We start from the raw sequence: 25,781 nt of genomic DNA, 5'->3' as shown, positions 1-25,781 counted from the left end.
CAATACAATCGTAGGATGCGCGGCACATTTGCTCAACTCATTCTACTCATAGGACTTCCAGGTAGCGGTAAATCTTTTCTCGCCAGACAAATAGCGGCGCGATCTCCCAAGGGATGTATAATTATCTCCACGGACGCTATTCGCGCTCAATTATTTGGCGATGCGAGCATTCAGGGATCGTGGCTGTCAGTTTGGCGAGAGATAGAGCGACAATTTCGCGATGCAGTCGAGCAAATCTACCAAGGCAAGCGATCCAAAGCCATCTATGATGCGACGAATGCAGTCAGACGGCACAGGAAAGATGCGATCAATCTTGCTCGAACGACAGGATTTACCCGCATTATTGGCGTTTGGCTCGATACGCCCCTGTCGCTCTGTTTGGAGAGAAATCGCAGGCGCAAGCGATACGTTCCAGAAGAGATTATCATGCACATGTACCGTTGTCTGCAAGCCGCCCCACCCTCTTTGGAGGATGGACTCGATGAGTTATTTCGATTCACAGTTGAGAATTGACAATGTTTGGATCGAGATTGGTTTAGTCTCGAAGTTGTTTGAAACAAGATACGTCTGCCTTGCCAAAATGGACGCTGAAGGCAACCTGGAGACTTTCTAACGCTTTGACTAACCAGGGAACGCCATCTTTAGCAAAAGACTCGTAATGATTGAACAGAATCGAGAATCGTTTTTCTAGATAAGGCTTGACCTTATTGCACATCAGTACCACTTTGAGTAACAACCCAATAGTACGGGTAACTCCCATATTGGTAATCAGATCGACAAAAACATAGTGTTGCGGTTGGTGGGCGCTTTCTACCACTAAGAAGTTAAAAAGTTGGCTTGAAGTCCGCACGATCAGAAATTCGCTAGGTCTTTGATTATCGAATTCCGGCAGTGTATTTTGTAGGTGTTGACAAAGTTTTTTATTAAATTGACTCTTGGCGTATTTGGAGTCAAACGAACTAGCGATGTAGTGGTACAAATCGTTCTTAAAAGCGCGATAGGTAAAAGTGTTAGCGCTGTGACTGATAAAGCTGCGCGATATATCTTTATAGGTATGGTTACCTTGTACCGCCCCCGTATAATGAATAATGGCTCGGTTTAATTCGCGATCGCTGAGCAGGGTCGGATTTTTTACCGGACGAATTATCGTCGATAGATCCGAACCCTGTGCCATTCGTGTCAGTCGCACTTGATAAGTCGCGTACTTTGACAAATCTACCTCGAAACGACGTTCGATCTGGGTTTTGATACGGTGTACCGTCTTCAAATCTTCCCCATTGCTGTTGTCGCCGAGCAGGCAATGGTTGTATAGATAGGGATAACGGTGAATCAAGTTGCCAACCGAGCTAGTAGGATTGTTGGTGCTACTTTGTTTGGCATCGATGATTCGCGCTAACCGTTGCATCTTAACATATAGCTCGTCTTGGGTAAAATTTCTCACCAACCGCCGCAACAAATTAGCAGTAGTAGGATATCCATTGATAGCAGGTCCGAGATAATCAAACATTCTCACCAACTCTGGAATGGCTGATTGGGATTGAGAATTCATTTGCCAGCGATTGATGAGAATATAGCAGCAACGATTGAAGAAGAGATTGAAACGAGCTTCTGCTCCCTTCGATTTAACTATAATTTCTAGGGCAGAGTAAACGCGAGAGTCCCTGCAACCTTGACCGTGGACGAACAAGCTGCGAAACTCTTCTAGTAACCGTTCGGGAGATTCTGTCTGGACGCATGCCAATAAATAATCATACAGGACTTGTTCTGCCTGCTGAATTTGTTGACTATCACTGTTTTTCCTGGATAATGTACTCATTGGAGTCAGTCTTCTCCTGTAATCTAACCCTTGATTGAGTCTTTTTGAGAAATAATCGAGCAATTGATGGAAAAGCAAAGAGTTGGCTTGAAGTCAAAACAAGCTTTAGAAAATCAGAGCTTGTGCGTCAAGCAGAATCTCCCATTACTAAGACTAAGACAATCAATTTGGCTCGTCTGCGATCGCTATCACTATTTAAAAGTACATCGATCGCAGAAATCAACGTGAATTTCTGGTAATTACTTTTTCTATGTCCTTGCAAATTTCTCTCGCTCAACTCCGTGAAATTATTGATGCTTTTTTAATAAATAGTTCGGATATTTCCTTAGAGCAATTAACAACGGGAATTACTACCGATACTCGCTTGCTTTCTCCTGGAGAGATATTTTTAGCCCTCAAAGGAGAAAGATTTGACGGACATGAATTTATAGAAACTGCCATAGAAAAAGGAGCGATCGCAATCGTTACTGAGAGAGATCTGTCCGTGAATTTTCCTAAGAAAGTTCCACAATTTAAAGTTAAAAATACCCTAGAAGCTTATCAGAAAATTGCTCGATGGTGGCGAGAGCGATTCGATATTCCCGTCATTGGCGTAACGGGTTCGGTTGGCAAAACGACAACCAAAGAACTAATTGCCGCCGTCTTATCGACGACAGGAAAGGTTCACAAAACTCAAGCAAATTACAATAATGAAATCGGCGTTCCCAAGACCTTACTAGAACTCGGAGCGGAACACGATTACGCCATCATAGAAATGGCAATGCGAGCGCGGGGAGAAATTGCTCTGCTGACGCAAATTAGTCGTCCGACCGTTGGCATTATCACTAACGTAGGAACGGCACACATCGGACGACTGGGATCGGAAAAAGCGATCGCCCAGGCAAAATGTGAGTTATTAGCACAAATGCCCCATACTAGCATAGCTATATTAAATCACGACAATCCGCTTTTGCGCGAAACTGCCGCTAAGGTATGGCAAGGAGAAACGATTACCTACGGGTTAGAAGGCGGAGATTTAACCGGAAAACTCATCGATTTTCAAACCCTAAGAGTGGAAGGCATGGATTTTCCTCTACCGTTACTCGGTCGTCACAATGCCTTAAATTACCTCGGCGCTTTAGCAATAGCGAAGGTACTAAATATTGACTGGACTCCGTTAATGCAAGGTTTATCCGTCAGTTTACCAGGTGGGCGATCGCGGCGTTACCAATTGCCCAACGATATTACAATTCTCGATGAAACCTACAATGCTGGTTTAGAATCGATGTTAGCAGCGCTGCACCTGCTCAAAGAAACCCCTGGAAAGCGCCATATTGCCGTTCTTGGCACGATGAAGGAACTCGGAGAGCGATCGCCACAATTTCACCATCAAGTGGGTAATAAGGTAAGACAGCTGGGCATCGATGAATTATTTATCCTAATTGACGATCCAGAAACAGAAGCCATTGCCGAAGGTGCATCGGGCATCCCAACTGAGTGTTTTACCAGCCATGAGGAATTAGTTAAGCGATTGATGGAAGTTGTACGGGCAGGCGATCGCTTGTTATTTAAAGCCTCTAATTCGGTAGGATTAAATCGAGTAGTGGAACAATTTCGTACTCAATTTTAGAAGGATTTAGAGAAAAGAAATGAATACTTACACGATTAATTTTAATCCAATTATTAAGCTGACTGAAGACCAATTTTATCAGCTCTGTCGGGCGAATCCAGATATTAAGTTTGAACGTAATGCCAAAGGAGAAATAATTATTATGTCTCCCACCGGAGGAGAAACTGGGAATCGAAATGCTGAAATTATTATTGAATTTGGAGTTTGGAATCGGCGATCTCAACTAGGAAAATTATTTGATTCTTCGACGGGTTTTCAACTTCCCAATGGGGCAGATCGTTCTCCTGATGTGGCTTGGATTAAACAAGAAAGATGGAAGGCTTTGACTCCCGAACAAAAAGAAAAATTTCCTCCAATCGCTCCCGATTTCGTTTTAGAGTTAATGTCTCCTAGCGATCGCCTGCAAGAGCTACAAGAAAAAATGCGAGAATATATCGAAAATGGCGTGCAATTAGGCTGGCTAATTAACAGGAAAAACCGCCAAGTAGAAATTTATCGCCCCGGACAAAAAGTAGAAATTTTAGACAATCCGGCGACTCTTTCAGGAGAAGATGTATTGCCCGGTTTCGTGTTGGATTTACAAATTGTTTGGTAGCGATCGCATCTTCCATCGCAACGAGCATCTAGCGATCGGATTAGTATTCAAGCTGGTTGACTGACAAATCTTTGTCCCCTTATCCCTAAATCCCTTCTCCCACAAGGAGAGAAGGGACTTCAGTCAAAAGTCTTAAGTGGAAAGCCCCTCTCCCGCTCTGGGAGAGGGGTTGGGGTGAGGGCGATTTGAGTTTTGTCACTCAACCAGGTATTCAAGTTTTTAGTTTGTCTAAGTCTTGTAAGCTATTTTTACGGCGTTTGTTACGAATCAACATGGCAACGATTAACGACAACTACCTCAAACTCAAAGCAGGATATCTATTTCCCGAAATTGCGCGACGAGTAAACGCATTCGCACAGGCAAATCCTGAGGCCAAGATTATTCGATTGGGGATTGGCGACGTTACCGAACCCTTACCGGAAGCGTGCCGCAAGGCAATGATTAAAGCTATCGAAGAAATGGGCGATCGCGCGACATTTAAAGGCTATGGACCAGAACAAGGCTATCCCTGGTTGCGAGAGGCGATTGCTAAATATGACTTCCAGGCGCGGGGATGCCAGATCGATGCCGACGAAATTTTTATCTCTGACGGTTCCAAGTGCGACACGGGTAACATTCTCGACATCTTTGGCGATAATAACGCGATCGCAGTCACCGATCCCGTTTATCCGGTGTATGTCGATACTAACGTCATGGCAGGGCATACCGGAGAAGCCAACGAGAAAGGGGAGTATGAAGGTTTAGTTTATCTACCTATCAACGCAGAGAATAACTTTACTGCCAAGATACCCTCTCAGAAAGTCGATTTAATTTACCTCTGCTTCCCCAATAACCCCACGGGGGCAACTGCTACGAAGGAACATCTCAAAGCTTGGGTAGGCTATGCTAGAGCTAATGGCTCAATTATTTTCTTCGATGCCGCTTACGAAGCTTTTATCACTAATCCCGATCTTCCCCATTCGATTTATGAGATTGAAGGAGCGAAAGAATGCGCGATCGAGTTTCGTTCGTTCTCTAAGAATGCGGGTTTCACAGGAACTCGCTGTGCGCTGACAGTAGTGCCGAAGACGCTGACGGCAAAAGCTGCCGATGGTTCCGATGTAGAATTGTGGAAGCTGTGGAATCGCCGCCAGTCCACCAAGTTTAACGGCGTGTCCTACATCGTGCAACGGGGAGCCGAAGCGGTTTATTCTGAGGAAGGACAGGCACAAGTTAAGGCGCTAGTAAGCTTTTATCTCGAAAATGCCAAAATTATTTGCGATCGCCTGACAGAAGCTGGATTAAAAGTCTATGGCGGCGTAAATGCGCCCTATGTCTGGGTTAAAACGCCCAATGGTCTGTCGAGTTGGGATTTCTTCGATAAGTTACTGCATACTTGTCATGTGGTAGGAACGCCCGGTTCTGGTTTTGGTGCCGCAGGTGAAGGCTATTTCCGCATTTCAGCGTTTAACAGCCGGGAGAATGTAGAAGAGGCGATGAAGCGGATTGCAGAGAAGTTTAGGGTGTAGAGGCGATCCGCTTTTGAGTGTTATTTGGGCATTACTAAGGTGACGGTGGGCAATGCCCACCATATCTAACCGACTTGATAAAAAGGCGATCGCCTATCATCTCGATTGAATTAGAGTTAATAATTCAATTCCTGCCTAAAATTTCGTCATAAAGAGCGTCGAGACGCTGGGAAGTAATTTCGACATTATGAAATTGGACAATTTGTGCGATCGCATTTTGGCTAAGTCGCTCGTAATCGTTAGGATCTGTCAAAAATAACTGGAGAGTTTCAAAAGCTTGTTGCGAGAGATCGTTGTAAGTTCGATCTAGCTGTTCCCAATATTCGTCTGTCAGTCTATAAGTAGGATCGCCTGGTTTTAACCAATTAAGATCGTTCAGCTCATTTACATCGACATGCAAAAGAAATCCATTTTCCCTATGACGAACAATTTCTGGAAGGGCACAGGTAGCTGTTACAATCGCGGGAGTACCGACCGATAACCCTTCTAAAACGCTGTAACCATAGGTATCATGTAAAGTTGTCAATAGGTGAAAATCGCTTGCAGCGAATAACTCTATTACCTTTTTGTTTGGTAATTTGCCATAAAAGGTTACATTGGGTAAGTCGAGTAATTTAAGATCGGCTTCATACCTGCTTTTATCCATAAAGTCAGTGTACTCACCAAACCTCATGCTGGAGATTAAGTCTACCTGTAGGGGAAAATTAGCTTGATGGGCAATTTTAGCGAGTCGTAGTGCTACAATTCCACCTTTTCTTGCAAAAGCATTTCCGCAAAAGGCGAGACGAATCTTATCTCCACTGTAGCGTTTAGGTTGCTGAGTTCTTAGCGGAACGCTAGGAGAAATGACTTCGACCTTTTTCATCATTTTTGATAGGTTCGACCAGTCGCGATTCCAGAATTTTGTCTTGTTGACTCCGTAATTGGAAAGCGAAATGAGTTTGGCACAGTTTTCTTGAAGCGCAAGCTTTCTCACTAACTTTTTTAAGTATTTTCCATATTTACCAAACGTTCTTGGAAAAAGATCTTCAAATGTTACAATCCATGGCTTTTTGGTTATTGGGATGTCATTAAAAGAGTGGACTAGCTCGTAGTTGTAATTCCTTGGATTCCATATAGCAAGTCCCATCAGAATCTGACCGTATTGAGGATCGTAAAACCTATTAAGGGGTCGCGGTTTGTGAGGAGTCAGGAGTTTATGACGTGAGTGACGGGGTTTATTAAAATTGGCTAGATGAAGGTTTCCTGGAGTTAGGACAGTAGCCATGGTTTGTTGTCAGAACTGGTACAATGCTGTTGGCAAAACTGACAGGCTCGTTTATTGGTGACGTTCTAGGGCAAACTGAATCAAGCGATCGCACAGTTCGGGAAAAGGAACGCCGCTAGCTGCCCAAAGCTGAGGATACATGCTAAAGGCGGTAAAACCGGGCAGAGTATTAATTTCGTTGAGGAAAACCTCGCTCGTTTTTTCAAGATAAAAAAAGTCTACTCTTGCCAGTCCGGCCGCATCTACAGCAGCAAAGGCTTTGAGAGACATTTCTTGGATTTGCGAAGCAATGGCAGGGGGAATTTGGGCGGGAATGTGCAACTCGGCGCGTCCGTCGGTATATTTGGTTTCATAGTCGTAGAAATCGCTGTTGTAGGTGATTTCTCCAACAACTGAAGCTTTGGGATTGTCATTGCCCAGGACGGCACATTCGACTTCTCTGGCGATCGCCCCTGCTTCGACAATGATGCGTTTGTCGTAGCTGGCAGCATTGTCTAAAGCCGTTTCTAATTCGGTACGCGATCGCGCTTTGGCAATACCCACTGAAGACCCCAAATTAGCGGGTTTGACAAAGCAGGGATAGTCTAGAGTCTTTTCAATTTCGTCGCAGAGTTTGGGAAAGACGCAAGGATTAGACCAAATTTGCGATCGCGAGATTGCCATATACTTAACTTGAGGCAAACCCGCTTGCGCAAACGCCATTTTCATGGCGATTTTGTCCATCCCGACAGCGGAACCCAAAACGCCGCTACCGACGAAAGGAACTTGCATGAGGGTCAATAACCCTTGAACCGTGCCGTCTTCGCCATTGGGCCCGTGGAGAATGGGAAACCAGACATCGACTTCGGCTACTTGCGAGGGAAACTGCCAAAGTTGTTTTTTATCGTTGGTTTCTGAAGTTAGCGGCTTGCCCGAATCGAGAACTTGTCGGGCAATGTCTCCGGCTTGCCAAATGCCATCTTTTTGGATGTAAACTGGCAAAACGTCGTACTTCGTCGCGTTGTTTTGGGCGCTCAAAGCGGTCGCGATCGCAACGGCTGAATTAATCGAGACTTCATGTTCGCCAGAACGACCGCCAAACAACAGCCCTACCCGCAATTTTTTTGTCATTTCTTCTCCTCGCCCCATTTCTAATTGCCGATAGCGTATCATAAAGAAGAGTTTTATTTATCGTTGATTGTTCCTTGAGGGATTGGTAGCGCGATCGCGCTACCAATCCCTCAACTTTCGTTGCGACCTATCTACTGAGGAGGCATGGATGGGAAAGGTTCGGATGCAGGCGGTTCCGTTCCCGGTTCTGTTGGTTGCGTCTGCATTTGTTCGCAGGCAACTTTTGCCGCTTCGTACCGCCGTTCGGAAGCAGCCACTTCTTCCTTAAGATTAAAAACGCGAACGTCGTTGAGACTGCCGATAGTGCGAAGGTTCAGCAGCGATAGGCTGAGCGATGTTTCTGGGGTAAGTTTGATTGGCAGCGAGGCTTCCGTACATCCCATACTAAAGGTACTTTCAATGAAGGTTCTAAAGTTCAATCCCTCGCCTGTAGCGGGCAAGCGATAGGCAATGACATAAGTTTCCTCCGCAACCTTTACTGTCCGTCCCTGAGTGTAATAGACATAGTTATAGCTGCTGCCGCCCAATAAACCAGCCCAACTTTTCATGAAATCGCCCATTTCATATTGACCGCCAATGGAAATTTGTCGCCAAGAACTGTCTAAATCTTGAAGTTTTTGAGTTAGCGGAATTTGCTGACCGGAGACTAATTTCTCAAAATCTGACCCATAGCTAGGCAGGCTGTAGGTGGAAAGTAAGGCAGTTGTGGCTAAAAGAATTACATTGTTTTTCATGGATGTGATTATTTTTGAACTTAGTAACAGATAAGTTTATAGTAATCACTGTACAGAAATATTAGAACATAGATAATTGACAAGTTTCTCCAGTAAGTTGATAAGAAGTAGTGCGAGCGTCTCGCTCGCGAGCAGATAGAGACTTTAATAATAAATACAAGATCCAGAGATTTTACAAATGGCTTGCTCCAGTTTCAAATTACTATTTGGCAAGATAATGACTCTAAAATTTCCTGAAAAATTGAGGTCGTTTTCCAAGCGATCGATAATTTCTTCATGGCTTTTCCGATTGGCTTCGGCTCCTTTAACCGTTTGAAGAACAATAGCAAAGATATAAAAAGCTTTTTCAGGAAACAAAGTAACTTTTTGACGAACGAGATAGGTTTTCTTAATTTCGGGGTAAGTCGATAATTGCTCGCTTAACTGTCGAACTTCCCCATCGGCCAACTGATGGGGAAACAAAGGAGTCTCATGGGAAATTCGACTACGTTCTTGTTGGGTTCTTTTCCAGAGACAATAATATTTTTGACCTTTCTGTTGATAGAATTTTGATTGTTTAATTTTGCCTTGGTTTTGGTAAAAATCGTAGAGTAAATCGCAACCGGGAACGACTAACTCTGGGTCTGTAGCTATTGCTTTTTCCAGGTAATTAATCCCTTGAAAATCATTTTTTTCGATGAGAATTTTCCCTAATTGATAGTTGGCTAAAGGATGATTGGGTTCTACCTCAAGCACTTGTTGAAACAGTGCGATCGCTTTGTGGGCTTCTTGTAAAGTCGAAGTCAAACAGGCACGCTTCCACATCTCTTCTACGGTTAAAGCACGCTTTTGTGCTTTTTCATCGAGCGCTGCAAGATTTCGTCTCTGTTGCTGGGCGCGAAGATATAGCTTTTCCCAACTCCCGGCTACTTCGTTTTTCCACTCGCGATCGAGTCCATCGGCAAAACTCCACAGCAATTCGCCAAAAAAGTACTCGGCGGCAGTTTGTGTTGGCGGTTCTGGAGGTTGAATTTGGTCTAGATCGTAGCCAATAGCAGTCAGGCGATCGAGCAAACAAGGATGGGTATCCTCGTAGTCGGTGCGATGAGCTAAGGCGCGATCGAGCCATTTGGCAGCCTCTCTGGGAGAAAGACCGATTTTTAGCTGTTGCAATAGCTGCGTTATCGCGTCGCTAGGAGGTTCTGCATGCTGTTCTGCCTGTTGATAAATGGTTGGCCAAAAGGACTTGTGCAGGAAATAACTGTAAATTGCCAGATTGATATCTGCCTGGGCTTCATTCTTTAAGCCTGCTAATTCGACCCCGCAGCGGTCGGCTTCGTATTCGTTAGCGCGTACTAGGACAAAACTATAGGCATGGAAATAGGGCGCGTACCAGTGAAAAAACCATTGAAAGAGAAAAGAGCCACTATTTTCTTGCTCCGGAAACCGTTCGGCTAACTCGAACCAGATTTTGCGAAGGCGATAAATCCAATTGGAAAAGTGGCTGTGATTGCCAGAAAGATGTCCTAATTCATGGGCGAGAACGGCTCGAAACTGCTGGAGCGAGAGGGCTTGCATCAGAGGTAGTCCTAGAAATAGGTAGTTTTGCTGCCAGCCGAGCAAACCCAAACGGGGACTTTGGAGAACGCCAGCATTCAGTTCGTCTGTTAGGAAAACGCGATCGCATTTTGGGGCTTGTAAGATTGTTGCCAGTCGATCGATGGTCGCAAACAGTTCGGGCGCATGCAAGCGATCGAGTGGCAGTCCTTTGGGGATTTTGGTATCGATCCAGAAAAGTCGCAAAACGCCTAGACTGACCAGGATTGCCATCAAATTGAGTTGGTTGGTTAAAGCTTCGGAACTGGCTGCGACTAGAAAGGTTCTCGCGCCCCAAATGATTCCCAGTAACAGCAAGAAAACAAAGAGTATGTAAGCGTAACCCAGAATTGCCAATAATGCCACCTTAATCTGATAATTGGTGGGATGGTGACGAGAATCTTTTTCCAGTTGTCGAACGAGAGTTTCAAATCTTTCTTGCTGTTCGATGGTCATTGCCATAGATAGTTTTCCTTTCTGACTGGGAGCGAGTCCGTATAGAAGCAGAAAGCCGATTGTCGGGGCTAGGATTTTACAACTAGGGGCAATCCACAGAATTCTCCCTAACAAATCTTGAAAGTTACCATGATAGAGTTCCACTTATTTCGTCTAATTGATGATAGCCGATCGCCGTTCGCTTTGAAGCGAATTGCAAGTCAAAATGTTAAAAAAGTAAAAACAATATCTAGCTTGGAATAGATTTTTGGGATTTAGCAACAGGTAAATTAAATAATAATTAATATTTTTTCCAGATTGGTGCTATCTTATAGCTATTTTCTTTTCTCAGGAGCGCGATCGCACAATAACAGATTGTCCCAAAAGCAGAGAATGTCATGCTGGTTGCCTGACAAATCTTTGTCCCCTCATCCCTAAATCCCTTATCCCACAAGGGGCGAAGGGGCTTCAGTCCAAAGTCTTAAGTGGAAAGCTCCTCTCCCGCTCGGGGAGAGGGGTTGGGGTGAGGGGGTGTCAGTCAACTAGGAATGTCATGTTGAGCGTTGCGATAGCATAGCAAAGAGATAGCAAAGCGAAACATCTTGAGCATCTGTAGCGTTCTTTTTTAGAATTTTTGTGCAATATAAGTTACATTTGTTAAAGATTCTAGAAAAAGACTTATCGCTCTCCTGCGAGCCAATTGCAATAGATTTAGCCGATGTTTATCAAGCGATCGCGACATTCTCGCTGGTACCAAAAATCAATTGTTTCCTTCATCCTGCTCTTTTTACTCTGGAACCTTGCCCCAGCAGTTGCCCAAGCACGAACTGGAACGTTAACAGCCGCTCAGTCAACTACTCCCTACGTTCAAAAAACAATCGAGCGGATTACCGAATTTCAGCTCGATAACGGCATGAAGTTCATAGTCTTAGAAAATCATGAAGCCCCTGTGATTTCTTTTGTCACCTATGCCAATGTGGGCGGTGCTAACGAACCCGTTGGAAAAACAGGCGTAGCTCATTTTCTCGAACATTTAGCCTTTAAAGGCACAAAGCGGATTGGAACCACTAATTACCCCGCAGAAGCGAAAATATTCCCTCGCCAAGACGAAATTTTTAATCAAATTAAAGCCGCCAATGCCTCTGGAAAAAAACAAGAGATCGTCGCCAAACTCCAGAAAGAATTGGCTCGGCTAGAAGCACAAGCATCGCAATATGTCAAGCAAAATGAATTCGGTCAAATCGTCGAACAAGCTGGCGGCGAAGGATTGAACGCTTTTACCTCGGCAGATGAAACGGTATATTTCTACAGCTTCCCTGCCAATAAGTTAGAACTGTGGATGTCGCTGGAGTCAGAGCGCTTTTTAGAACCCGTTTTTCGGGAATTTTACAAAGAAAGAGAAGTTATTTTAGAAGAACGTCGCCTGAGAACGGATAACAACCCGATGGGGCAAATGATTGAGGCATTTATCGATAAGGCATTTGTCCAACATCCCTACAAACGTCCCGTCATCGGCTATGACCAGGACATTCGCAATCTGACGCGAGAAGACGTGGGGCAGTTTTTCGAGACTTATTATCCGCCCAATAACCTAACGGTTGCCATTGCGGGCGATGTCGATCCCGCCCAGGTCAAACAATTGGCACAGATCTATTTTGGGCGCTTTGCGCCTAAAACCAAACCGCCAGAGGTAACTCAAGTAGAACCCAGGCAAACAGAAACGCGGGAAGTGACGCTAGAGTTACCCGCTCAGCCAATGTATTTGGAGGGATATCATCGCCCGCAACTCAACCATCCCGACCACGCCATCTACGAAGTCATTGCCACACTGATGAGTACCGGACGCACGTCGCGCCTCTACAAGTCATTGGTAGAACAGAAGCGAGTAGCGCTTTCAGCTCAAGGGTTTAATGGATTTCCGGGCGATAAGTATCCCAATCTCACGCTGTTCTACGCACTGACAGCGCCTAACGCAACGGTTGACGATGTTGCCAAAGCCTTAAATGTAGAACTCGAACGCCTCAAAACCGAACCGATTTCAGCCAAAGAGTTAGAGCGAGTCAAAAATCAGCTTACGGCCGATTTATTGCGATCGCTCGATTCCAATATGGGAATGGCGAAGTTACTGGCAGAGTATGACATTAAAACCGGAAGCTGGCGCAATTTATTTAAGGAATTAGACGCGATCGCGGCTGTTACCCCTGCCGATATCCAACGAGTCGCCAAAGCCACCTTCACCCCTCAAAACCGCACGATCGGACGTTTATTAAGCAAGCCAGACGGAATGATGAGATAGGGAGAGAAGGAGAAGGAGACTTCTGAGACGGAAGAATGTGGGGGACTGGGAAACGGGAGGAGTGTGGGAAGACAAGGGAGAAAACTAATCACCAACCACTAACGACTAACTAATCCCCAACGACCAATGACCAATGACCAATGACAAACAATCTATGAAAAAACGTTTTCACAGTTTTAGAGCAATTGGATTAGTTATAGTAGCGATCGCGCTGGTTTTTACCTTTCGTATGCCAGCCATTGCTCAGACTCCTCGGCATTACGACGAATTAACCTTCTCTGCCGCACCAGAAATCAAAATCCCCAAATACGAACGCTATCAATTAAGTAATGGCATGGTGGTATATCTGATGGAAGACCATCAGTTTCCTCTAGTGAGCGGTACTGCCCTGATAAGGACTGGCTCTCGTCTGGAACCCCTAGATAAAGTAGGCTTAGCCGCAATTGCTGGGACAGTGATGCGAACTGGTGGAACTCAACAACATCCTGCCGACAAATTAGACGAGATTTTAGAGCAGCGAGCAGCTGTTGTAGAAACGAGTATCGGCATTGATTCGGGAACGGCCAGCTTCAACACACTTAGCGAAGACATCGATATGGTGTTCGATCTATTTGCTGAGGTGATTCGTTACCCCGCCTTTGCCCCTGATAAGATCGAGTTAGCCAAAACTCAACGGCGGGGTGCCATTGCCCGTCGCAACGACGATCCCGGAGCGATCGCCAACCGAGAATTTCAAAAGTTGATTTACGGGGAAACTAGCCCTTATGCGCGCATAGAAGAATATACGACCATCGATAGGATTTCCCGCGAGGATATTATTAATTTTTACCAAACCTACATTCGTCCCGATCGCACGATCTTAGGGATTGTCGGCGATTTCGATCCAGCCAAAATGAAAGCGGCGATCGAGAAAGCATTTGGAGACTGGCAGCCTCCCGCCACCAAGCTAGATAACGCTATTCCCCCAGCCTCTCAGAAATATCAAGGCGGAATCTTTTTGGTCGATCGCCCTCAGCTTACGCAAAGCAATATCCGCATCGGTCATCTCGGCGGCGATTTTAGGAATCCCGACTATCCCGCCCTTAGCGTTTTGAATGGTGTTTTGAATGGCTTTGGCGGGCGTTTGTTTAACGATTTGCGATCGCGTCAGGGACTTGCCTACAGCGTCTACGGCTATTGGGATCCCAAATACGATTATCCCGGACTCTTTTTTGCCGGAGGACAAACGAAATCGGAAACCACAGTTCCTTTTGTCAAATCCCTGCTTTCAGAAATCGAACAAGTGCGGACTACCCCTATTACAGAAAAGGAACTCAACTACGCCAAAGATTCCATCCTCAACTCCTTTGTCTTTAACTTCGAGAATCCCAATCAAACTCTTTCGCGGCTGATGCGTTACGAATACTTTGGCTATCCCGAAGATTTCATCTTTCAGTATCAACGAGCCGTTAAAGCGACGACGATTCAGGATGTCCAGCGCGTCGCTCAGAAATATCTACAACCCGATCGCATCGTGACTTTAATCGTCGGCAACGCTCAAGCCATTCAGCCACCCTTGAGCAACTTAGGAGGTGAAGTCAAAATCGTCGATATCTCTATCCCACAGCCCGCGCAGAGTTCGAGGCGAGCGACGACAACAGAAAATTAATGGAGAAGATTGTTTGCTACCAGAAATTAATGCATCTCTAATGCTAGCTTTAGATGGGGTTGACTTTTACATCCAGAGATTGCCGATGATTTCTTTTCTCTGTTGCGATCGTGGTATGAAGAATCAGCTTACGGAGAAAGCGGCAATCTAACCTAAGAAACGAAGATTTTGTTACTGTCCGAGGCAATCTCAATGCAGCCGAACAGCAACTTTTAAATTTTACTAGCACAGTGGTTTAAGGCGGTCGGGTGGGCAAAGTTTGTCTACCTACTCTTGCTGTCTTATTTGGGAAAAAAGCGATCGACAAGACAGCTAAACCCAGGTAATAGAGAAGAAGTCACTGTATCGTTACTGAATAAAGTTGCTACAAGCTTCAGTTGAGCACTTTCTCGGCGATAAACTTCAAGTTTGCGCGATCGCCAATCTGCTATCCAATACTCTTGCACTCCCCTAGACGAATAGAGTTTAAGCTTCGCTTCTCGGTCTCTTCTTTGGTCTTGCTGACCCTGAGATATTACCTCAACCACTAACTCTGGTGCACCAGTCAGGTGTCCCTGTTCGTCAATTAGTTGCATATAAGTTTCTTTTCTCACCCACACTACATCTGGGACTACATTGTCAGCCTCTGAGAACAAAACCCCAGGACTGGGAATAGGTTCCCCTAAACCGCTTTCTTCAGACCAACTATTCAAGTACTGAAAAATTCTGCCGCAGGTTTGCTGATGCCTAGAGTGAGGTGCTCTGGTCACAAATAATTCTCCATCAATAATTTCGTAGCGGATTCCTTCATTCTCTGGCAATAAATCGATATCGTGAACCGTCCAACGTACTCCCTGTGCCATTTCCTGACTCATCAATCTAACTCCCGATCCCTTAGATGTCTCTAGTCTATGACAGAATCTTACCGGATTTTTTAACTCTGACTTTTATTTATCAAAATCGTCTAATACTACTCAAAACAGATTATTTTCACAAATAGGAGAAAACAATAACGACAGCTATTAATTTCCAAGAAATCTTAGAATATGCTCTGCGATCGCAGCTAGCTTATACTATCAGTCAAATTGGATGGGATATTACTGAAACCTTGGGCTGGAGAATGCCCAATCCATCTAAATGAATTATTCGCGAAGTGCGGCGATCGGAAGTCAATGTAATTTTTGCGGCTAATCTCGGAAATCAAGAGCAAAGCCTAGAAACTCTCTTGTGTAATTTATCTTCTCAGGTTGGGAAGTTTCGCAGTGAATTTAACTGTTTAAATTAATGTTAATTACTCTGGTGAAGCGTGGGGCGCGATCAAAAATTAGAGCGAAGCGATCGCGCTATGCCGTTACAATCAAGATAGTTGTAAATAAAAAAATAAATAACAACTTTTTCTAAAAAAAAAGTAAAGAAATATAGAGTATTTTGTATTAACTTGACAAATTAACTCGAATATGAATCATCATAGAGAAAACAAACAGAAAGTTTTCACATAATAAGCATAATAACTAGGCTGTTGTTTTTTTATCTCGATAGGTCTTGTACAAGCCTGAGCTTCAGTAGAGAGAAAAATATACGGTTTTGCTGGATCTGCACTCTCTTCCAGCCGACCTTTGCCTTTACAAGCAGTCAGCTTCGGTTATATCAATACTGCTTACCTCCTATGCAACAGGTGGGAGCAAACTAACAAAGGAGACTTAAATTATGGTTGATGCGAACGAAGTTCTCAAGACAATGTGTGAGAAGTATCAGGCAGCCGTTAACGCCAACGATTCGGCAGCTTATCGGAAGCTATTTGCCACAGATGCAATTCGGATTCCACCAGGGTCGGAGCCTGAATACGGTTCGGACGAGATTGCCAAGAGCGAACAGAAGGACTATGATGTCGCAAAATGGACTGTTCAGTTGACACCCCTTGATGCTTTGCGGATCGACGATCGATGGGTATACGGAATTGCGCGGGCCAATGTAAACACTGTCGCTCACGCTGATGGAACGACGAATTCATTCCGAGCCACAAAAACCTGGCTCTTCCACAGAGAGGACTCAGGAGAATGGTCGATCGAGAGGTATATTTGGAACCTCAAGTAATGACCGTTGAGGTGGGGTTTCTTGTGCCGAAGAAAATTGTCAAGTGCTGCCTCACCATTGTGTTGCAGCGGACTAAAGGGATTCGTTGGTGCCGAGTTTAAAGTTGCTATAGCAATCCTAAATCATTTGTGAACGTAGTGCGGGCAAGATGCCCGCGCGAGCGGGACGCTCGCATACAATTTTTATGAATCAACTAGGATTGCTATAGCAGCTGCTTTGCTCTCCCAAAAGTCAAGCGCGATCGCGATTTTTTTCGATGAAATTGACAGTTAACCACTAATATCAACTCAGGTTAACGCCAAGCGAGATAGGGCACTCTACTTTGGTTCCTCCCAATCCACAATATCCATTGGGATTTTTTACCAGGTATTGTTGATGGTAGCCTTCTGCATAATAAAATTCGGGCGCATCCAGAATTTCAGTGGTAATTTTTCCATATCTGGCTTCGCTGAGAGCTTTTTGATAAAGATCCCGCGACGCTTCGGCTAATTTTCTTTGCTCCTCAGAATAGACATAGATGCCAGAACGATACTGAGTGCCGACATCATTTCCCTGACGCATCCCTTGGGTAGGATCGTGGTTTTCCCAAAACACTTTCAGGAGTCGTTCGTAGCTAATGACCTTCGGATCGTAGACGACACGAACCACTTCATTATGACCCGTCATCCCCGTACAAACCTCTTGATAAGTAGGATTAGGAGTAATTCCAGCTGCGTACCCCACTGCCGTAATAAAAACGCCTTCTAACTGCCAGAATTTTCTTTCTGCGCCCCAAAAACATCCCATGCCAAACATTGCTATCTCTAATCCATCGGGATAGGGAGGTTTGAGAGGATTCCCGTTGACGTAGTGAAAGGCAGGAACTGGCATGGGTTCTGCCCGTCCGGGTAATGCTTCTTCAGGGGTAGGAAGGGAAAGCTTTTTACCAAATCCAAATAAAGCCATAAGATTAAAATTTCTACAAATTTTGTTACCTTACTTAATATTCTATCGAGTTTGCAGATAACCTAACAGCCAATTAGCTGCCGTAGCGCGGCGCGTTTGTCTGGATCCAAATTCTCCAATTTTATAGCCTTGAAATCCCAGTTTTTCTTTTAACAATTGTTTGTTTTCAACTGGAATAGACCGGGTGAGCTTCACAGTCGGAGGTCTGTTGGCAATAAAATCTGGAGGTTCTGGATATTCTTGTTTCCAATCCTCTGCTACTTGGCTTGTATCCCATTTCTGACTGGATTGGTCATAGCGATAGCCGAGATAGTACCAAACTAATTGATTGACAGTAGCATCATCAATTTCTTCATTCAAAATTGCCCGGATGGTATCTGTATTTAAAGGCGGTAGCGCAGACATTGTCTATTTATGTAAGTCAAGAGCGATCGGAGTTTTAGGAATAATTTTACAGGCTTATTAGTTTTTGTCATTGGTCATTGGTCATTTGTCCTTAGCGATCGCCGATCGGTTAGTAGTTAGAAGCATATCTTTCAAGACTCGAAAGTGGCGATCGCCAGCCATCTTTAGCCGTTCTCTTGAATCTCGCTCAAACCTATGGACTCACTTTACTATTATTGTTCGAGCCAGCCTTAGAAGCCGCTTCCCAAAAGCACAAGGCGACTGCTGGAGTTATCGTCCGCGCTAAAGATACGGCAACAAAAGAAGGCAATGGTCTGTTTTATACTTCTCTAGCAGGTAGCCTTCCTACTGCTAACCTGCATCCGATTCGAGTTAGAGTACCCGCAGAACGCAAGCAAGAGCAGCTTTATCAACACGACGGCGAGGAGTGGCTGTACGTTCTCTCTGGCAAACTGGTGCTAGCACTCGCAGACGAAGAGTACTTACTCCATCCCGGCGATGCCGCTCACTTTGATGCCGGCACTCCTCACCGACTCTTGGCGAAAGGAGGACGCGATGCAGAAATACTTCTAGTTGCCTGTGCGACTTCTCGTTCTCTTTTGAAAAGTTATTTGTGAATTAGTGCTTATGAATGCATTACCTTATATAACGAGCATTCACATTTATCCGGTGAAGTCGCTTGATGGAATTTCTTTGACACAAGCAACGATACTAGAAAGTGGTGCGATCGAGCACGATCGCGAGTTTGCTTTGTTTGACGAGAATGGTAACTTTGTCAATGGCAAGCGCAATGCCAAAGTTCATTTACTGCGATCGCAATTTGACGACGAATTAAATTACATCTCTCTACAAATCCAGGGTACCGACCAAAAAGCGACTTTTCATCTCGATAAGGAGAGAACTAAATTAGAAAACTGGTTAAGCAATTACTTGGGCATTCCAGTTAAATTAAAGCAGAATTTAATAACAGGCTTTCCAGACGATTTCAATGCCAAAGGACCGACTGTAATTAGTACGGCGACGATTGAAGAAGTTGCTTCCTGGTTTCCTAGCCTAAGTGTAGAAGAAATGCGTTTGCGACTGCGGGCTAACTTAGAGATTGCTGGAGTCCCACCGTTCTGGGAAGATCGGCTCTTTGCCCAAGCAGGGCAGTGCGTTCGCTTTAAAGTAGGAGAAGTGCTCTTTGAAGGAATCAACTCCTGTCAGCGTTGCATCGTTCCTACGCGCGATTCCAAAACGGGAGAAGCGACCGCTAATTTCCAGAAAGTATTTATCAATAAACGGCGAGAATTGCTGCCATCATGGACAGTTACAGAGCGTTTTAATCATTTTTATCGATTGAGCGTAAATACCAACGTCCCTGCTTCGGAAGCTGGAAAAGTCGTGCGAGTCGGAGATGCGATCGCGATTTTAGGCGTAAGCGAGAGCCAACTTAGCTAGAGCAATCAGATTTCCATGCCAGTTTTTTGCGAGTTCCTTTGCGCCTTTGCGCAAGATCAAAATCATTTATGCCAAAAGATTCATGAAAACAGCCACTCGCCCCAAGGAATGGCAAGTAGGATTAATCTTATTTATCGGTATCCTAGCCGTCTCCACTGCTGCCATTTTTATTCGCTTATCAACTGAAAGTGCAGGGGGACGAGGAGTTGGATTTAGTTTATTTCTAGCAGCTTCGCGTTTAATAAAAAGTAAAACCATTGTTTATCCGCCAGTCACGCTTGGCAAGCTATCTAGCTAAAAACTCTAAAACCAAATGATTAAACTCATCCGGGCGTTCTAGATGGGGGTGGTGCCCGCAGGAATCGAAGATATGCAACTGGCTATTCGGGAGATGTTTGGCGGCAACGTAGGCATGAGCGACGGGTAGAATGCGATCTTGTTTTCCCCAAACGATCAGGGTTGGCGCGGCGATCTTACTCAGTTGCTCGACTAGGGGGCGGTAGACAGAACGACGAACGCCCAGTAAGCTTAAATTTGTTCGCGCCAGTTGTTCGAGTGCTTTTTGTCGTCCTGGCAACGCAAAGATCGGATAGCGAATTTCGAGCCATTCTTGGGGAATGCAGGTCGGGTCGTGAAAATCATGGCGTATCATTGGTTCAAAGATGCGGCGATTGGGACGGAGCGATCGCACGACAAAGGGAATCGAGGCCAACCGCAGACCGAAAGAGATTTCCCTGCCCAGCCCAAAACTATCCACCAGCACCAGCTTGTGCAAGCGTTCGGGAAACAGGAGGGCAAACTGCAAAGCCGCACCACCGCCCATCGAATTGCCAATCAAAGTAGCGCGATCGAGCCCCAAAGCCTCCATGAAATCTTTGATAAATTGTGCCTGATAGGTGAGGCAATAGGTAGCCGATGGTTTATCGGAAAGACCCGAACCAACCATATCGAAAGCATAAACTCTGTGATGCTTTGCCAGAACGGGGATGTTATAAAGCCAAAATTCTACCGATCCCCCACCACCGTGTAGCAAAATGACTGGAGAACCTTTGTCTCCTGCCCGCCAGTAGCGAGTCTTAACAGAACCAACTTTGACATACTCGTCTTGCGGTATTTTGAGAGTTGTACTAATCATATGCAAGTTCGATTTCAGATTTAGCTCGTTCCGACTTCTGACTTCTGCCTTTCTTCTGCCTTCTGCCTTCCGAGTTTAAGGGCTGGTTTTTATTTAGCTATTGGGAAGTTCCTAGAGTTTCTAGATAAATCCACCCCTACTTGTAACTTCTGGCTTCTAAGTTCCGAACTCACATTAATCATCTTCTGTCTGTGGTTTTGCCTGCCAGATTGCAACGGTATTATCCAAACCACCGCTAGCTAACTCCTGTCCGTCCGGGCTGAACGCAATGCTTTTAACCGCTTTAGAATGCCCTTCGAGAGTGCGTTCTACGCTGCCATTGCTCAGATTCCAAATTTTGATAGTTTTATCGTCGCTGGCACTCACTAATTGCTGTCCGTTGGGGCTAAAAGCAACACTATTGACGCTATCGGCATGACCGTTAAGGGTTTGCTCTAACTTGCCAATACTGACATTCCAAATCCTAATCTTCTTATCTTTGCTAGCGCTAGCCAATCGCTGTCCGTCGGGACTAAAAACAACATTATTTACGCCTTGGGCATGTTGTTCGAGGGTTTGCTCTAAGCTACCAGTCCTGACATTCCAAATTCTGACGGTCGCGTCGTCGCTGCCGCTAGCCAATCGCTGTCCGTCGGGACTAAAAGCCACGCTTTGCACCGCACCGGCATGACCGCTGAGCGTTGCCTCTAAAGTTCCAGTCGCTAAATTCCAAATCGCGATCGCGTTATCCTTGCTGCCGCTAGCCAATCGTTGTCCGTCAGGACTGAAGGCAAGAGACATCACCCAGTCTAAATGGTCTGTCAGCGTCAGTTCTAAGCTATTTTTAGTCAGGTTCCAAATTTTGATGGTTTTGTCTTCGCTGCCGCTGGCTAGCTTTTGTCCGTCTGGACTAAACGCGATCGCGTTGACCCCGGCACTGTGCAGTTCGAGCGTTCTTTCTAATTTCCCATTCTTTGGATTCCAAAGTTTGATCGAGTCGTCCCAACTGCTACTCGCTACTTTCTGTCCGTTGGGACTGAAAGCAACGCTAACGACGGGCCAAGCATGACCTCTGAGCATATAAGTCAAGGCATAATTTGAGATAGGAACGTAAGCGATTTGAGCGTTGTTGTTGCTGGGCGGGGGCGTGGGAGTGGGTTCTGGTTCTGGCGTAGGGGGAGGGGCAGTACTGCTGCTGGGTTCGCTTGGCGAGTCGTTGGGAATAGGCGTTACCGTGGCAACCGGGTTTGACACAGTTGAATCGATTTTTTGCCAACTCGTGTAAGTATCGATGGGAATGCCATAAAACTCGACGGCGTTAGAGTTGGGGTCGGTGAAGCTTTGTCCGTTGATGCCTATTAAGCGCCCTTGGGCATCGAGAATCGGACCGCCACTCATTCCGGGTCTGCTTTCGCTGGTGTGAACGATCGCGTATCCTTTTCTCGCATGGGGCTGAATTCCCGCGATCGCTCCATCGCGAAACCGATAGCCCCGTTCGGGATTGACGGGATCTCGGTCTACCCAACCCGCAATATAGATAGCTGTCCCTGTCGTCAGTCGGCCTGAATCCCCGATTTCTGCTACCGGATAGTCTTTTTTTGCACTAAACTGCACGACAGCTAAATCTGCCTCCCGATGACAGTTCGCCTGACTGATGTTAATGAGGTGTTGCTCGCCATCGGAGGTGACAATCGCGTAGCTTCCCGGCGTATCGACGACGTGACAGTTGGTCAGAACTCGGTAAGTATCGCCTTCTCTAGCGACAATTGCGCCGGAACCGTTTTCTTGTCCGTCTATGCGCACTGTGATGTCTGCAGCGATTTGGGCGACGGCTGGCGGCGACGAACTCTCCGCGCCAGAAGATGGCACTGGGGTAATCGTTGTCGTAGCGACGATTAACGCGACAGGGATTCGGGAGGCAATTTTCACCATAGTTGGGCTGGTGCTGCTGACCGGACGATTCTTTCGATGGGAATTGCCCAATTTGAACGAGCGATCGTTTGTTGCAAAGGAGAAGGGGGCGCAGATCCATCTTCGTAATAGTCGGGAGCTTCCCATAGGGGATAGACTTGCATGCCGTGCACGCCCACCAACTCTCCGACGCGGTTCAGTAGCGGTCCGCCACTCATTCCCCTCTCAATCTCGTTAGTATAGCCTACTTGATAGCCTCCTTCTAAGGCTTTGTCCAATATGAGAACGACGCGACCTTCTCTGAAGGCAAAGCTGCTGTCAGTAGAATATTTGGCAGCAGAAGCGTTTTTTGATGGTGCGCGCACGGCAGTGCGCTTTTCTAGGGAAAAGGGAAATCCAGCCGCAAAGACTTCTTCTCCTTGGGTTAGCGTAGCCGATGCGCCCAATTTAGCCGCCGAGTAGTCAGGTTTAGCGGCGCTAAACTGTAAAACTTCCAGATCGTTCTTTTGGAAGGAAGCGGGCGTGATGACTGTGGCTTCGTAAACCGCACCGTCAGGGGTCTGAATTTGATAGGGAGATGGGGCGGCGCGAAGAACGTGAGCATTTGTCAGCACGAAATAGGTATTGCCTTCGGCGCGAACGATGGTTCCCGAGCCGACGAGCGATAATGAGGATAAGACTCTGACGGTAATGGCTTGGGCTTCTCGATACAGTTGTTCTTCGCTCAGGCGATCGCGCAATTGCTCGGATTGGACTTTTTGATTTGCCAGATCCAGATCGGCATTATGGGTGTTTCCTGGAAGTCCTATCACCAAACTCCCAATGAATAACGAGAGTCCTAGCGCTCGCCATCTTATCTGCATCACTCTCTTCCTCTTTACCATAAAGGTCGAGTAGTTTCTGTATTTCTTGATTCAATTGGCTGGATTTTCTTCTCCGATTCCACTGGCAAAGCTTGGATGAGGTTTTCTACATCAGCGTAGAGTTCGCCTCGCTCATCATAGGAAAAAATTTGCTCGTTACTCAGTTGAATTGGCGTACTCCTACCAGCACCGCGACGAACATCTAAGAGTCTTGTCAGGACTTGTTGGGCATTTGTTCCCGCTCGAAGGGTAAATAATACATCTTCAGTCTGACAACTGCCCCCTTTAGCCTGCGCTACGCATAGGACGGGAAGTCGATTGATGCTACTCGTCCTAATATATTTCAGCCTACCGCTTTTGTTGTACTTCTGAAAGCGTCCGCTAACCTCTAGGCAGCGCTTTTCATTCGTCCATCCCGCTCGATCGAAAGCACCAGAAGTCCAAAGAATGAGCGGGACGTTGCCTCGCGGGGTACGAACAAAAGTCGTATAGTTTCCGTTGAGTACCGCACAGAAGAAACGCTGAGTTTCTGCCATGCTGGGTTCGGCGATCGCTTGGTTAAAAGCCAGAACGAGTGCCAGTCTACTGAGAATCTTAGTCAGGTTGTAAGGTTTCACCGTTTGTTTTCTTAACTTTTTCAATTAGAATTTTAGGAGAAAATTAAAAGGATTTTTATAGTTTATAATAAAAACTTTATTAAGAGGCTTCACTGAGAAAAATCGAAAGAGTTGACGATAGATTGTACGGTGGATTCGTGGGTTTTATATTGCTCGACTTTTGCTTCATATGTCAGAATGTATAATCGATCGCTATTTAAAACTCCAATTTGTATTCTTTGTAAGGCATTTTTTTCATCCAATCCTGTATAAACTAATAAATAAGCTGGATGCGATCTCAACTGGATCTTTTGCTTTTCTATAATGTTGGAGTTGGGTAAATATTTTTGAATTTCTTCAGCAGCTCCTTGCATAACTTCATCGATTGAATAAGAATTAGTCAGTTCTCTAAGTTCGACAAGAATTTTGGGTTGAATCGATTCGGTCGAAGCGCGATCGCTAGGGGGAATTAATTCGGCTACGATCTGAGTAAATTCATTGGGTTCGTATTGTTTAATTGCCCAGTCTTTTGGATATTTAAACTTAATTCCATAGTGGGAATACTCGGCTACTTCTCGATTGTCGAACTCAACAGTCGAATTGCTATTTGAGTTAATTGAAGTTGGTCGTTCTAGTATTCTTTGCAGACCCCCGATCGTGCCTATACTGAGTGCGATCGCGCTCAACGCTCCTCCAATAATCCAAACCAGATGCCTTTTAGATTTTCTGCCAAGTTTTCGTTGTTTTAACGGTCGAAGAAATGATTGAGTTGGATGGCTATTTTGACGGTGGGTTGCGGCGATTTTTAAAGTTTGCTCTCTTTCTAATTCATGAAAAGAATTTGGCAAGAGATCGAGCCATTCTTGTATGGTTTGAGGTCGATTGGCTGGATAGATTTCCATCCCTTGGCAAATTGCCCGATCCAGTTCGGCACTGATTTCTGGATTAATTGTCCGAGGATTGACTAAAATATCGGAGCGATGGTTAGCTAAATTAATGACTCGACTTTGTGCATCTTCAGGATTGATTCCCGTCACGAGATAATATAAAGTTGCTGATAGTCCATAAACATCGGTATAAAATCCCGCTTTGTTTTCGCTTTCGTTGGGATAAATTTGTTCGACAGGCGTATAACCTCCCGACATAAAAGCTGTCAGCGATCTTTCTACGTTAGGATTGTATTCGCGAGCAATGCCAAAATCAATTAAAACTGCCTCATCTCTATCGGCTCGAATGATAATATTTTTCGGCTTGATATCTCGATGCAGCAATCCTTGTTGGTGGACGGTAATTAATGCCGCGCCAATCTGTCTGATATAGCGCAAAGCTTCTTCAGGCGATAGGATCTTTTGTTTGACTATCGTTTCCAAATCTTGACCGGGAATGTAGTCCATGACAATGCAGGGCCACCCTTCCTCTTCAATCAACTCAATGATGCAGACGATGTGAGGATGATGGCAGCATTTTGCCAACCGAACGGCTTCGTTAAGAAAATCTTTACGGAATCGCTCGAAGCGATCGGGCGGAATATATTCTATGCTGAGAGTTTTGACAACCACGCGATCGCCACTTCTATTATCCTGCGCTAAATAAGTAATCCCAAAACCGCCACTGCTCAATTTTTGGACGATCGTATATTTCCCATCTTCTAATTGTTTGCCAGGGGGCCAATAATTAATCGTTCGATCGAGATGGTGAGCATTCAATCTACGATTCCTCGCTGTCTCGGTCGAGCGATAGTCATTGCTCCCGTTGAGATTGTTATTAGCCATCCTCACCTACGATTAATGACACAAAGAGCCGCTCTTGAAATCTCGTTTTCTAGTCAGTATCCCCATCTT

General features: G+C 45.4%; 23 protein-coding genes and 1 pseudogene. 11 read left to right on the top strand and 13 right to left on the bottom strand.

Going from position 1 to position 25,781, the window contains the following annotated elements; translation table 11 throughout:
* The first annotated feature begins 15 nt into the window (after positions 1-15).
* On the top strand, positions 16-513 hold the full coding sequence (locus tag PLE7327_RS20195) for an AAA family ATPase (RefSeq protein WP_041392420.1): 498 nt from the start codon (positions 16-18) through the stop codon (positions 511-513).
* 22 nt (positions 514-535) lie between these two features.
* Here PLE7327_RS20195 and PLE7327_RS20190 read toward each other — a convergent pair whose 3' ends face one another.
* Complete coding sequence (locus PLE7327_RS20190; RefSeq protein ID WP_015145627.1) at positions 536-1,816, bottom strand: hypothetical protein; 1,281 nt, start codon at positions 1,814-1,816, stop codon at positions 536-538.
* A gap of 250 nt (positions 1,817-2,066) precedes the next feature.
* Between PLE7327_RS20190 and murF the strand changes: the two genes are divergently transcribed.
* The 3 genes from murF (at position 2,067) to PLE7327_RS20175 (ending at position 5,528) form a co-directional block, all read left to right on the top strand.
* A complete protein-coding gene (murF, locus tag PLE7327_RS20185) occupies positions 2,067-3,425 on the top strand; it encodes a UDP-N-acetylmuramoyl-tripeptide--D-alanyl-D-alanine ligase (protein WP_015145626.1) in 1,359 nt (452 codons plus the stop codon).
* Positions 3,426-3,444: 19 nt separating this feature from the next.
* Positions 3,445-4,020, top strand: coding sequence for a Uma2 family endonuclease (locus PLE7327_RS20180; RefSeq protein WP_015145625.1), 576 nt, complete (start codon positions 3,445-3,447; stop codon positions 4,018-4,020).
* Between the two features lie 272 nt (positions 4,021-4,292).
* Positions 4,293-5,528, top strand: a complete 1,236-nt coding sequence (locus PLE7327_RS20175) for an LL-diaminopimelate aminotransferase (RefSeq protein WP_015145624.1) — start codon at positions 4,293-4,295, stop codon at positions 5,526-5,528.
* Between the two features lie 124 nt (positions 5,529-5,652).
* On the opposite strand, the gene PLE7327_RS20170 is transcribed toward PLE7327_RS20175, so the two are convergent.
* The 4 genes from PLE7327_RS20170 to PLE7327_RS20155 all read right to left on the bottom strand — a co-directional run bounded on the left by PLE7327_RS20170 (position 5,653) and on the right by PLE7327_RS20155 (position 10,814).
* Positions 5,653-6,795 (bottom strand): glycosyltransferase family 4 protein, encoded by a 1,143-nt coding sequence (locus PLE7327_RS20170; RefSeq protein WP_015145623.1) that lies wholly within the window; start codon positions 6,793-6,795, stop codon positions 5,653-5,655.
* A gap of 51 nt (positions 6,796-6,846) precedes the next feature.
* Positions 6,847-7,905, bottom strand: coding sequence for a D-alanine--D-alanine ligase family protein (locus PLE7327_RS20165; protein ID WP_041393661.1), 1,059 nt, complete (start codon positions 7,903-7,905; stop codon positions 6,847-6,849).
* Between the two features lie 131 nt (positions 7,906-8,036).
* A complete protein-coding gene (locus PLE7327_RS20160) occupies positions 8,037-8,639 on the bottom strand; it encodes a hypothetical protein (protein ID WP_015145621.1) in 603 nt (200 codons plus the stop codon).
* A 144-nt stretch (positions 8,640-8,783) separates the two neighbouring features.
* Complete coding sequence (locus PLE7327_RS20155; RefSeq protein WP_015145620.1) at positions 8,784-10,814, bottom strand: M48 family metalloprotease; 2,031 nt, start codon at positions 10,812-10,814, stop codon at positions 8,784-8,786.
* A gap of 553 nt (positions 10,815-11,367) precedes the next feature.
* On the opposite strand from PLE7327_RS20155, the gene PLE7327_RS20150 reads away from it, so the two are divergent.
* The 3 genes and pseudogenes from PLE7327_RS20150 to PLE7327_RS26780 all read left to right on the top strand — a co-directional run.
* Positions 11,368-12,945 (top strand): pitrilysin family protein, encoded by a 1,578-nt coding sequence (locus PLE7327_RS20150; protein ID WP_015145619.1) that lies wholly within the window; start codon positions 11,368-11,370, stop codon positions 12,943-12,945.
* Between the two features lie 154 nt (positions 12,946-13,099).
* Positions 13,100-14,593, top strand: a complete 1,494-nt coding sequence (locus PLE7327_RS20145; RefSeq protein WP_041392418.1) for a pitrilysin family protein — start codon at positions 13,100-13,102, stop codon at positions 14,591-14,593.
* A 4-nt stretch (positions 14,594-14,597) separates the two neighbouring features.
* Positions 14,598-14,740, top strand: a pseudogene (locus PLE7327_RS26780) (AAA-like domain-containing protein); the annotation flags it as partial.
* Between the two features lie 134 nt (positions 14,741-14,874).
* On the opposite strand, the gene PLE7327_RS20140 reads toward PLE7327_RS26780, so the two are convergent.
* A complete protein-coding gene (locus tag PLE7327_RS20140) occupies positions 14,875-15,447 on the bottom strand; it encodes a Uma2 family endonuclease (protein ID WP_015145617.1) in 573 nt (190 codons plus the stop codon).
* 832 nt (positions 15,448-16,279) lie between these two features.
* Between PLE7327_RS20140 and PLE7327_RS20135 the strand changes: the two genes are divergently transcribed.
* Complete coding sequence (locus tag PLE7327_RS20135) at positions 16,280-16,666, top strand: DUF4440 domain-containing protein (protein ID WP_015145616.1); 387 nt, start codon at positions 16,280-16,282, stop codon at positions 16,664-16,666.
* Positions 16,667-16,948: 282 nt separating this feature from the next.
* On the opposite strand, the gene msrA is transcribed toward PLE7327_RS20135, so the two are convergent.
* Together msrA and PLE7327_RS20125 are read right to left on the bottom strand one after the other, a co-directional pair.
* The gene (gene msrA / locus PLE7327_RS20130; protein WP_015145615.1) at positions 16,949-17,611 is read right to left on the bottom strand and encodes a peptide-methionine (S)-S-oxide reductase MsrA; all 663 of its coding nucleotides are present in this window, start codon (positions 17,609-17,611) and stop codon (positions 16,949-16,951) included.
* 42 nt (positions 17,612-17,653) lie between these two features.
* Complete coding sequence (locus PLE7327_RS20125) at positions 17,654-18,016, bottom strand: DUF1823 family protein (protein ID WP_015145614.1); 363 nt, start codon at positions 18,014-18,016, stop codon at positions 17,654-17,656.
* 176 nt (positions 18,017-18,192) lie between these two features.
* On the opposite strand from PLE7327_RS20125, the gene PLE7327_RS20120 reads away from it, so the two are divergent.
* From PLE7327_RS20120 to PLE7327_RS24560, 3 genes are all read left to right on the top strand, one after another.
* The gene (locus tag PLE7327_RS20120) at positions 18,193-18,633 is read left to right on the top strand and encodes a cupin domain-containing protein (protein ID WP_015145613.1); all 441 of its coding nucleotides are present in this window, start codon (positions 18,193-18,195) and stop codon (positions 18,631-18,633) included.
* 10 nt (positions 18,634-18,643) lie between these two features.
* A complete protein-coding gene (locus tag PLE7327_RS20115) occupies positions 18,644-19,456 on the top strand; it encodes an MOSC domain-containing protein (protein ID WP_015145612.1) in 813 nt (270 codons plus the stop codon).
* A gap of 82 nt (positions 19,457-19,538) precedes the next feature.
* Positions 19,539-19,754 carry a hypothetical protein gene (locus PLE7327_RS24560; RefSeq protein WP_186005343.1) on the top strand — a complete coding sequence of 72 codons (216 nt, stop codon included), beginning with the start codon at positions 19,539-19,541 and terminating at the stop codon, positions 19,752-19,754.
* Here the strand turns inward: PLE7327_RS24560 and PLE7327_RS20105 are convergent.
* From PLE7327_RS20105 to PLE7327_RS22900, 5 genes are all read right to left on the bottom strand, one after another.
* Positions 19,743-20,591, bottom strand: a complete 849-nt coding sequence (locus tag PLE7327_RS20105; RefSeq protein ID WP_015145610.1) for an alpha/beta fold hydrolase — start codon at positions 20,589-20,591, stop codon at positions 19,743-19,745. The two genes, PLE7327_RS24560 and PLE7327_RS20105, sit on opposite strands and share 12 nt — an antisense overlap.
* Positions 20,592-20,765: 174 nt before the next feature.
* Entirely contained in the window at positions 20,766-22,553 is a 1,788-nt protein-coding gene (locus PLE7327_RS22905; RefSeq protein WP_217523219.1) for a trypsin-like peptidase domain-containing protein, read from the bottom strand.
* On the bottom strand, positions 22,496-23,344 hold the full coding sequence (locus tag PLE7327_RS20095; RefSeq protein ID WP_015145608.1) for a serine protease: 849 nt from the start codon (positions 23,342-23,344) through the stop codon (positions 22,496-22,498). The genes PLE7327_RS22905 and PLE7327_RS20095 overlap by 58 nt, the downstream gene beginning before the upstream one ends.
* Positions 23,345-23,358: 14 nt before the next feature.
* The gene (locus PLE7327_RS20090) at positions 23,359-23,961 is read right to left on the bottom strand and encodes a COP23 domain-containing protein (protein WP_015145607.1); all 603 of its coding nucleotides are present in this window, start codon (positions 23,959-23,961) and stop codon (positions 23,359-23,361) included.
* Between the two features lie 89 nt (positions 23,962-24,050).
* Positions 24,051-25,712, bottom strand: a complete 1,662-nt coding sequence (locus PLE7327_RS22900; protein WP_015145606.1) for a PsbP-related protein — start codon at positions 25,710-25,712, stop codon at positions 24,051-24,053.
* Positions 25,713-25,781: the final 69 nt, after the last annotated feature.

It is taken from the genome of Pleurocapsa sp. PCC 7327 (assembly GCF_000317025.1).
Taxonomy (GTDB): domain Bacteria; phylum Cyanobacteriota; class Cyanobacteriia; order Cyanobacteriales; family Microcystaceae; genus Hydrococcus.
Note: the sequence above shows the minus strand (reverse complement) of the source record. Positions and strands in the feature narration are given on the sequence as shown.

Bases quoted from the DNA above. Each gene is read 5' to 3' on its own strand.
- PLE7327_RS20165 (WP_041393661.1), bottom strand. From the start codon at position 7,905: ATGACAAAAAAATTGCGGGTAGGGCTGTTGTTTGGCGGTCGTTCTGGC.
- PLE7327_RS20180 (WP_015145625.1), top strand. From the start codon at position 3,445: ATGAATACTTACACGATTAATTTTAATCCAATTATTAAGCTGACTGAA.
- PLE7327_RS20140 (WP_015145617.1), bottom strand. From the start codon at position 15,447: ATGAGTCAGGAAATGGCACAGGGAGTACGTTGGACGGTTCACGATATC.
- PLE7327_RS20145 (WP_041392418.1), top strand. From the start codon at position 13,100: ATGAAAAAACGTTTTCACAGTTTTAGAGCAATTGGATTAGTTATAGTA.
- PLE7327_RS20105 (WP_015145610.1), bottom strand. From the start codon at position 20,591: ATGATTAGTACAACTCTCAAAATACCGCAAGACGAGTATGTCAAAGTT.
- PLE7327_RS20095 (WP_015145608.1), bottom strand. From the start codon at position 23,344: ATGCAGATAAGATGGCGAGCGCTAGGACTCTCGTTATTCATTGGGAGT.
- PLE7327_RS20160 (WP_015145621.1), bottom strand. From the start codon at position 8,639: ATGAAAAACAATGTAATTCTTTTAGCCACAACTGCCTTACTTTCCACC.
- PLE7327_RS22900 (WP_015145606.1), bottom strand. From the start codon at position 25,712: ATGGCTAATAACAATCTCAACGGGAGCAATGACTATCGCTCGACCGAG.
- PLE7327_RS20190 (WP_015145627.1), bottom strand. From the start codon at position 1,816: ATGAGTACATTATCCAGGAAAAACAGTGATAGTCAACAAATTCAGCAG.
- PLE7327_RS20135 (WP_015145616.1), top strand. From the start codon at position 16,280: ATGGTTGATGCGAACGAAGTTCTCAAGACAATGTGTGAGAAGTATCAG.
- msrA (WP_015145615.1), bottom strand. From the start codon at position 17,611: ATGGCTTTATTTGGATTTGGTAAAAAGCTTTCCCTTCCTACCCCTGAA.
- PLE7327_RS24560 (WP_186005343.1), top strand. From the start codon at position 19,539: ATGAAAACAGCCACTCGCCCCAAGGAATGGCAAGTAGGATTAATCTTA.
- PLE7327_RS20175 (WP_015145624.1), top strand. From the start codon at position 4,293: ATGGCAACGATTAACGACAACTACCTCAAACTCAAAGCAGGATATCTA.
- PLE7327_RS20170 (WP_015145623.1), bottom strand. From the start codon at position 6,795: ATGGCTACTGTCCTAACTCCAGGAAACCTTCATCTAGCCAATTTTAAT.
- murF (WP_015145626.1), top strand. From the start codon at position 2,067: ATGTCCTTGCAAATTTCTCTCGCTCAACTCCGTGAAATTATTGATGCT.
- PLE7327_RS20195 (WP_041392420.1), top strand. From the start codon at position 16: ATGCGCGGCACATTTGCTCAACTCATTCTACTCATAGGACTTCCAGGT.
- PLE7327_RS20115 (WP_015145612.1), top strand. From the start codon at position 18,644: ATGAATGCATTACCTTATATAACGAGCATTCACATTTATCCGGTGAAG.
- PLE7327_RS20125 (WP_015145614.1), bottom strand. From the start codon at position 18,016: ATGTCTGCGCTACCGCCTTTAAATACAGATACCATCCGGGCAATTTTG.
- PLE7327_RS20150 (WP_015145619.1), top strand. From the start codon at position 11,368: ATGTTTATCAAGCGATCGCGACATTCTCGCTGGTACCAAAAATCAATT.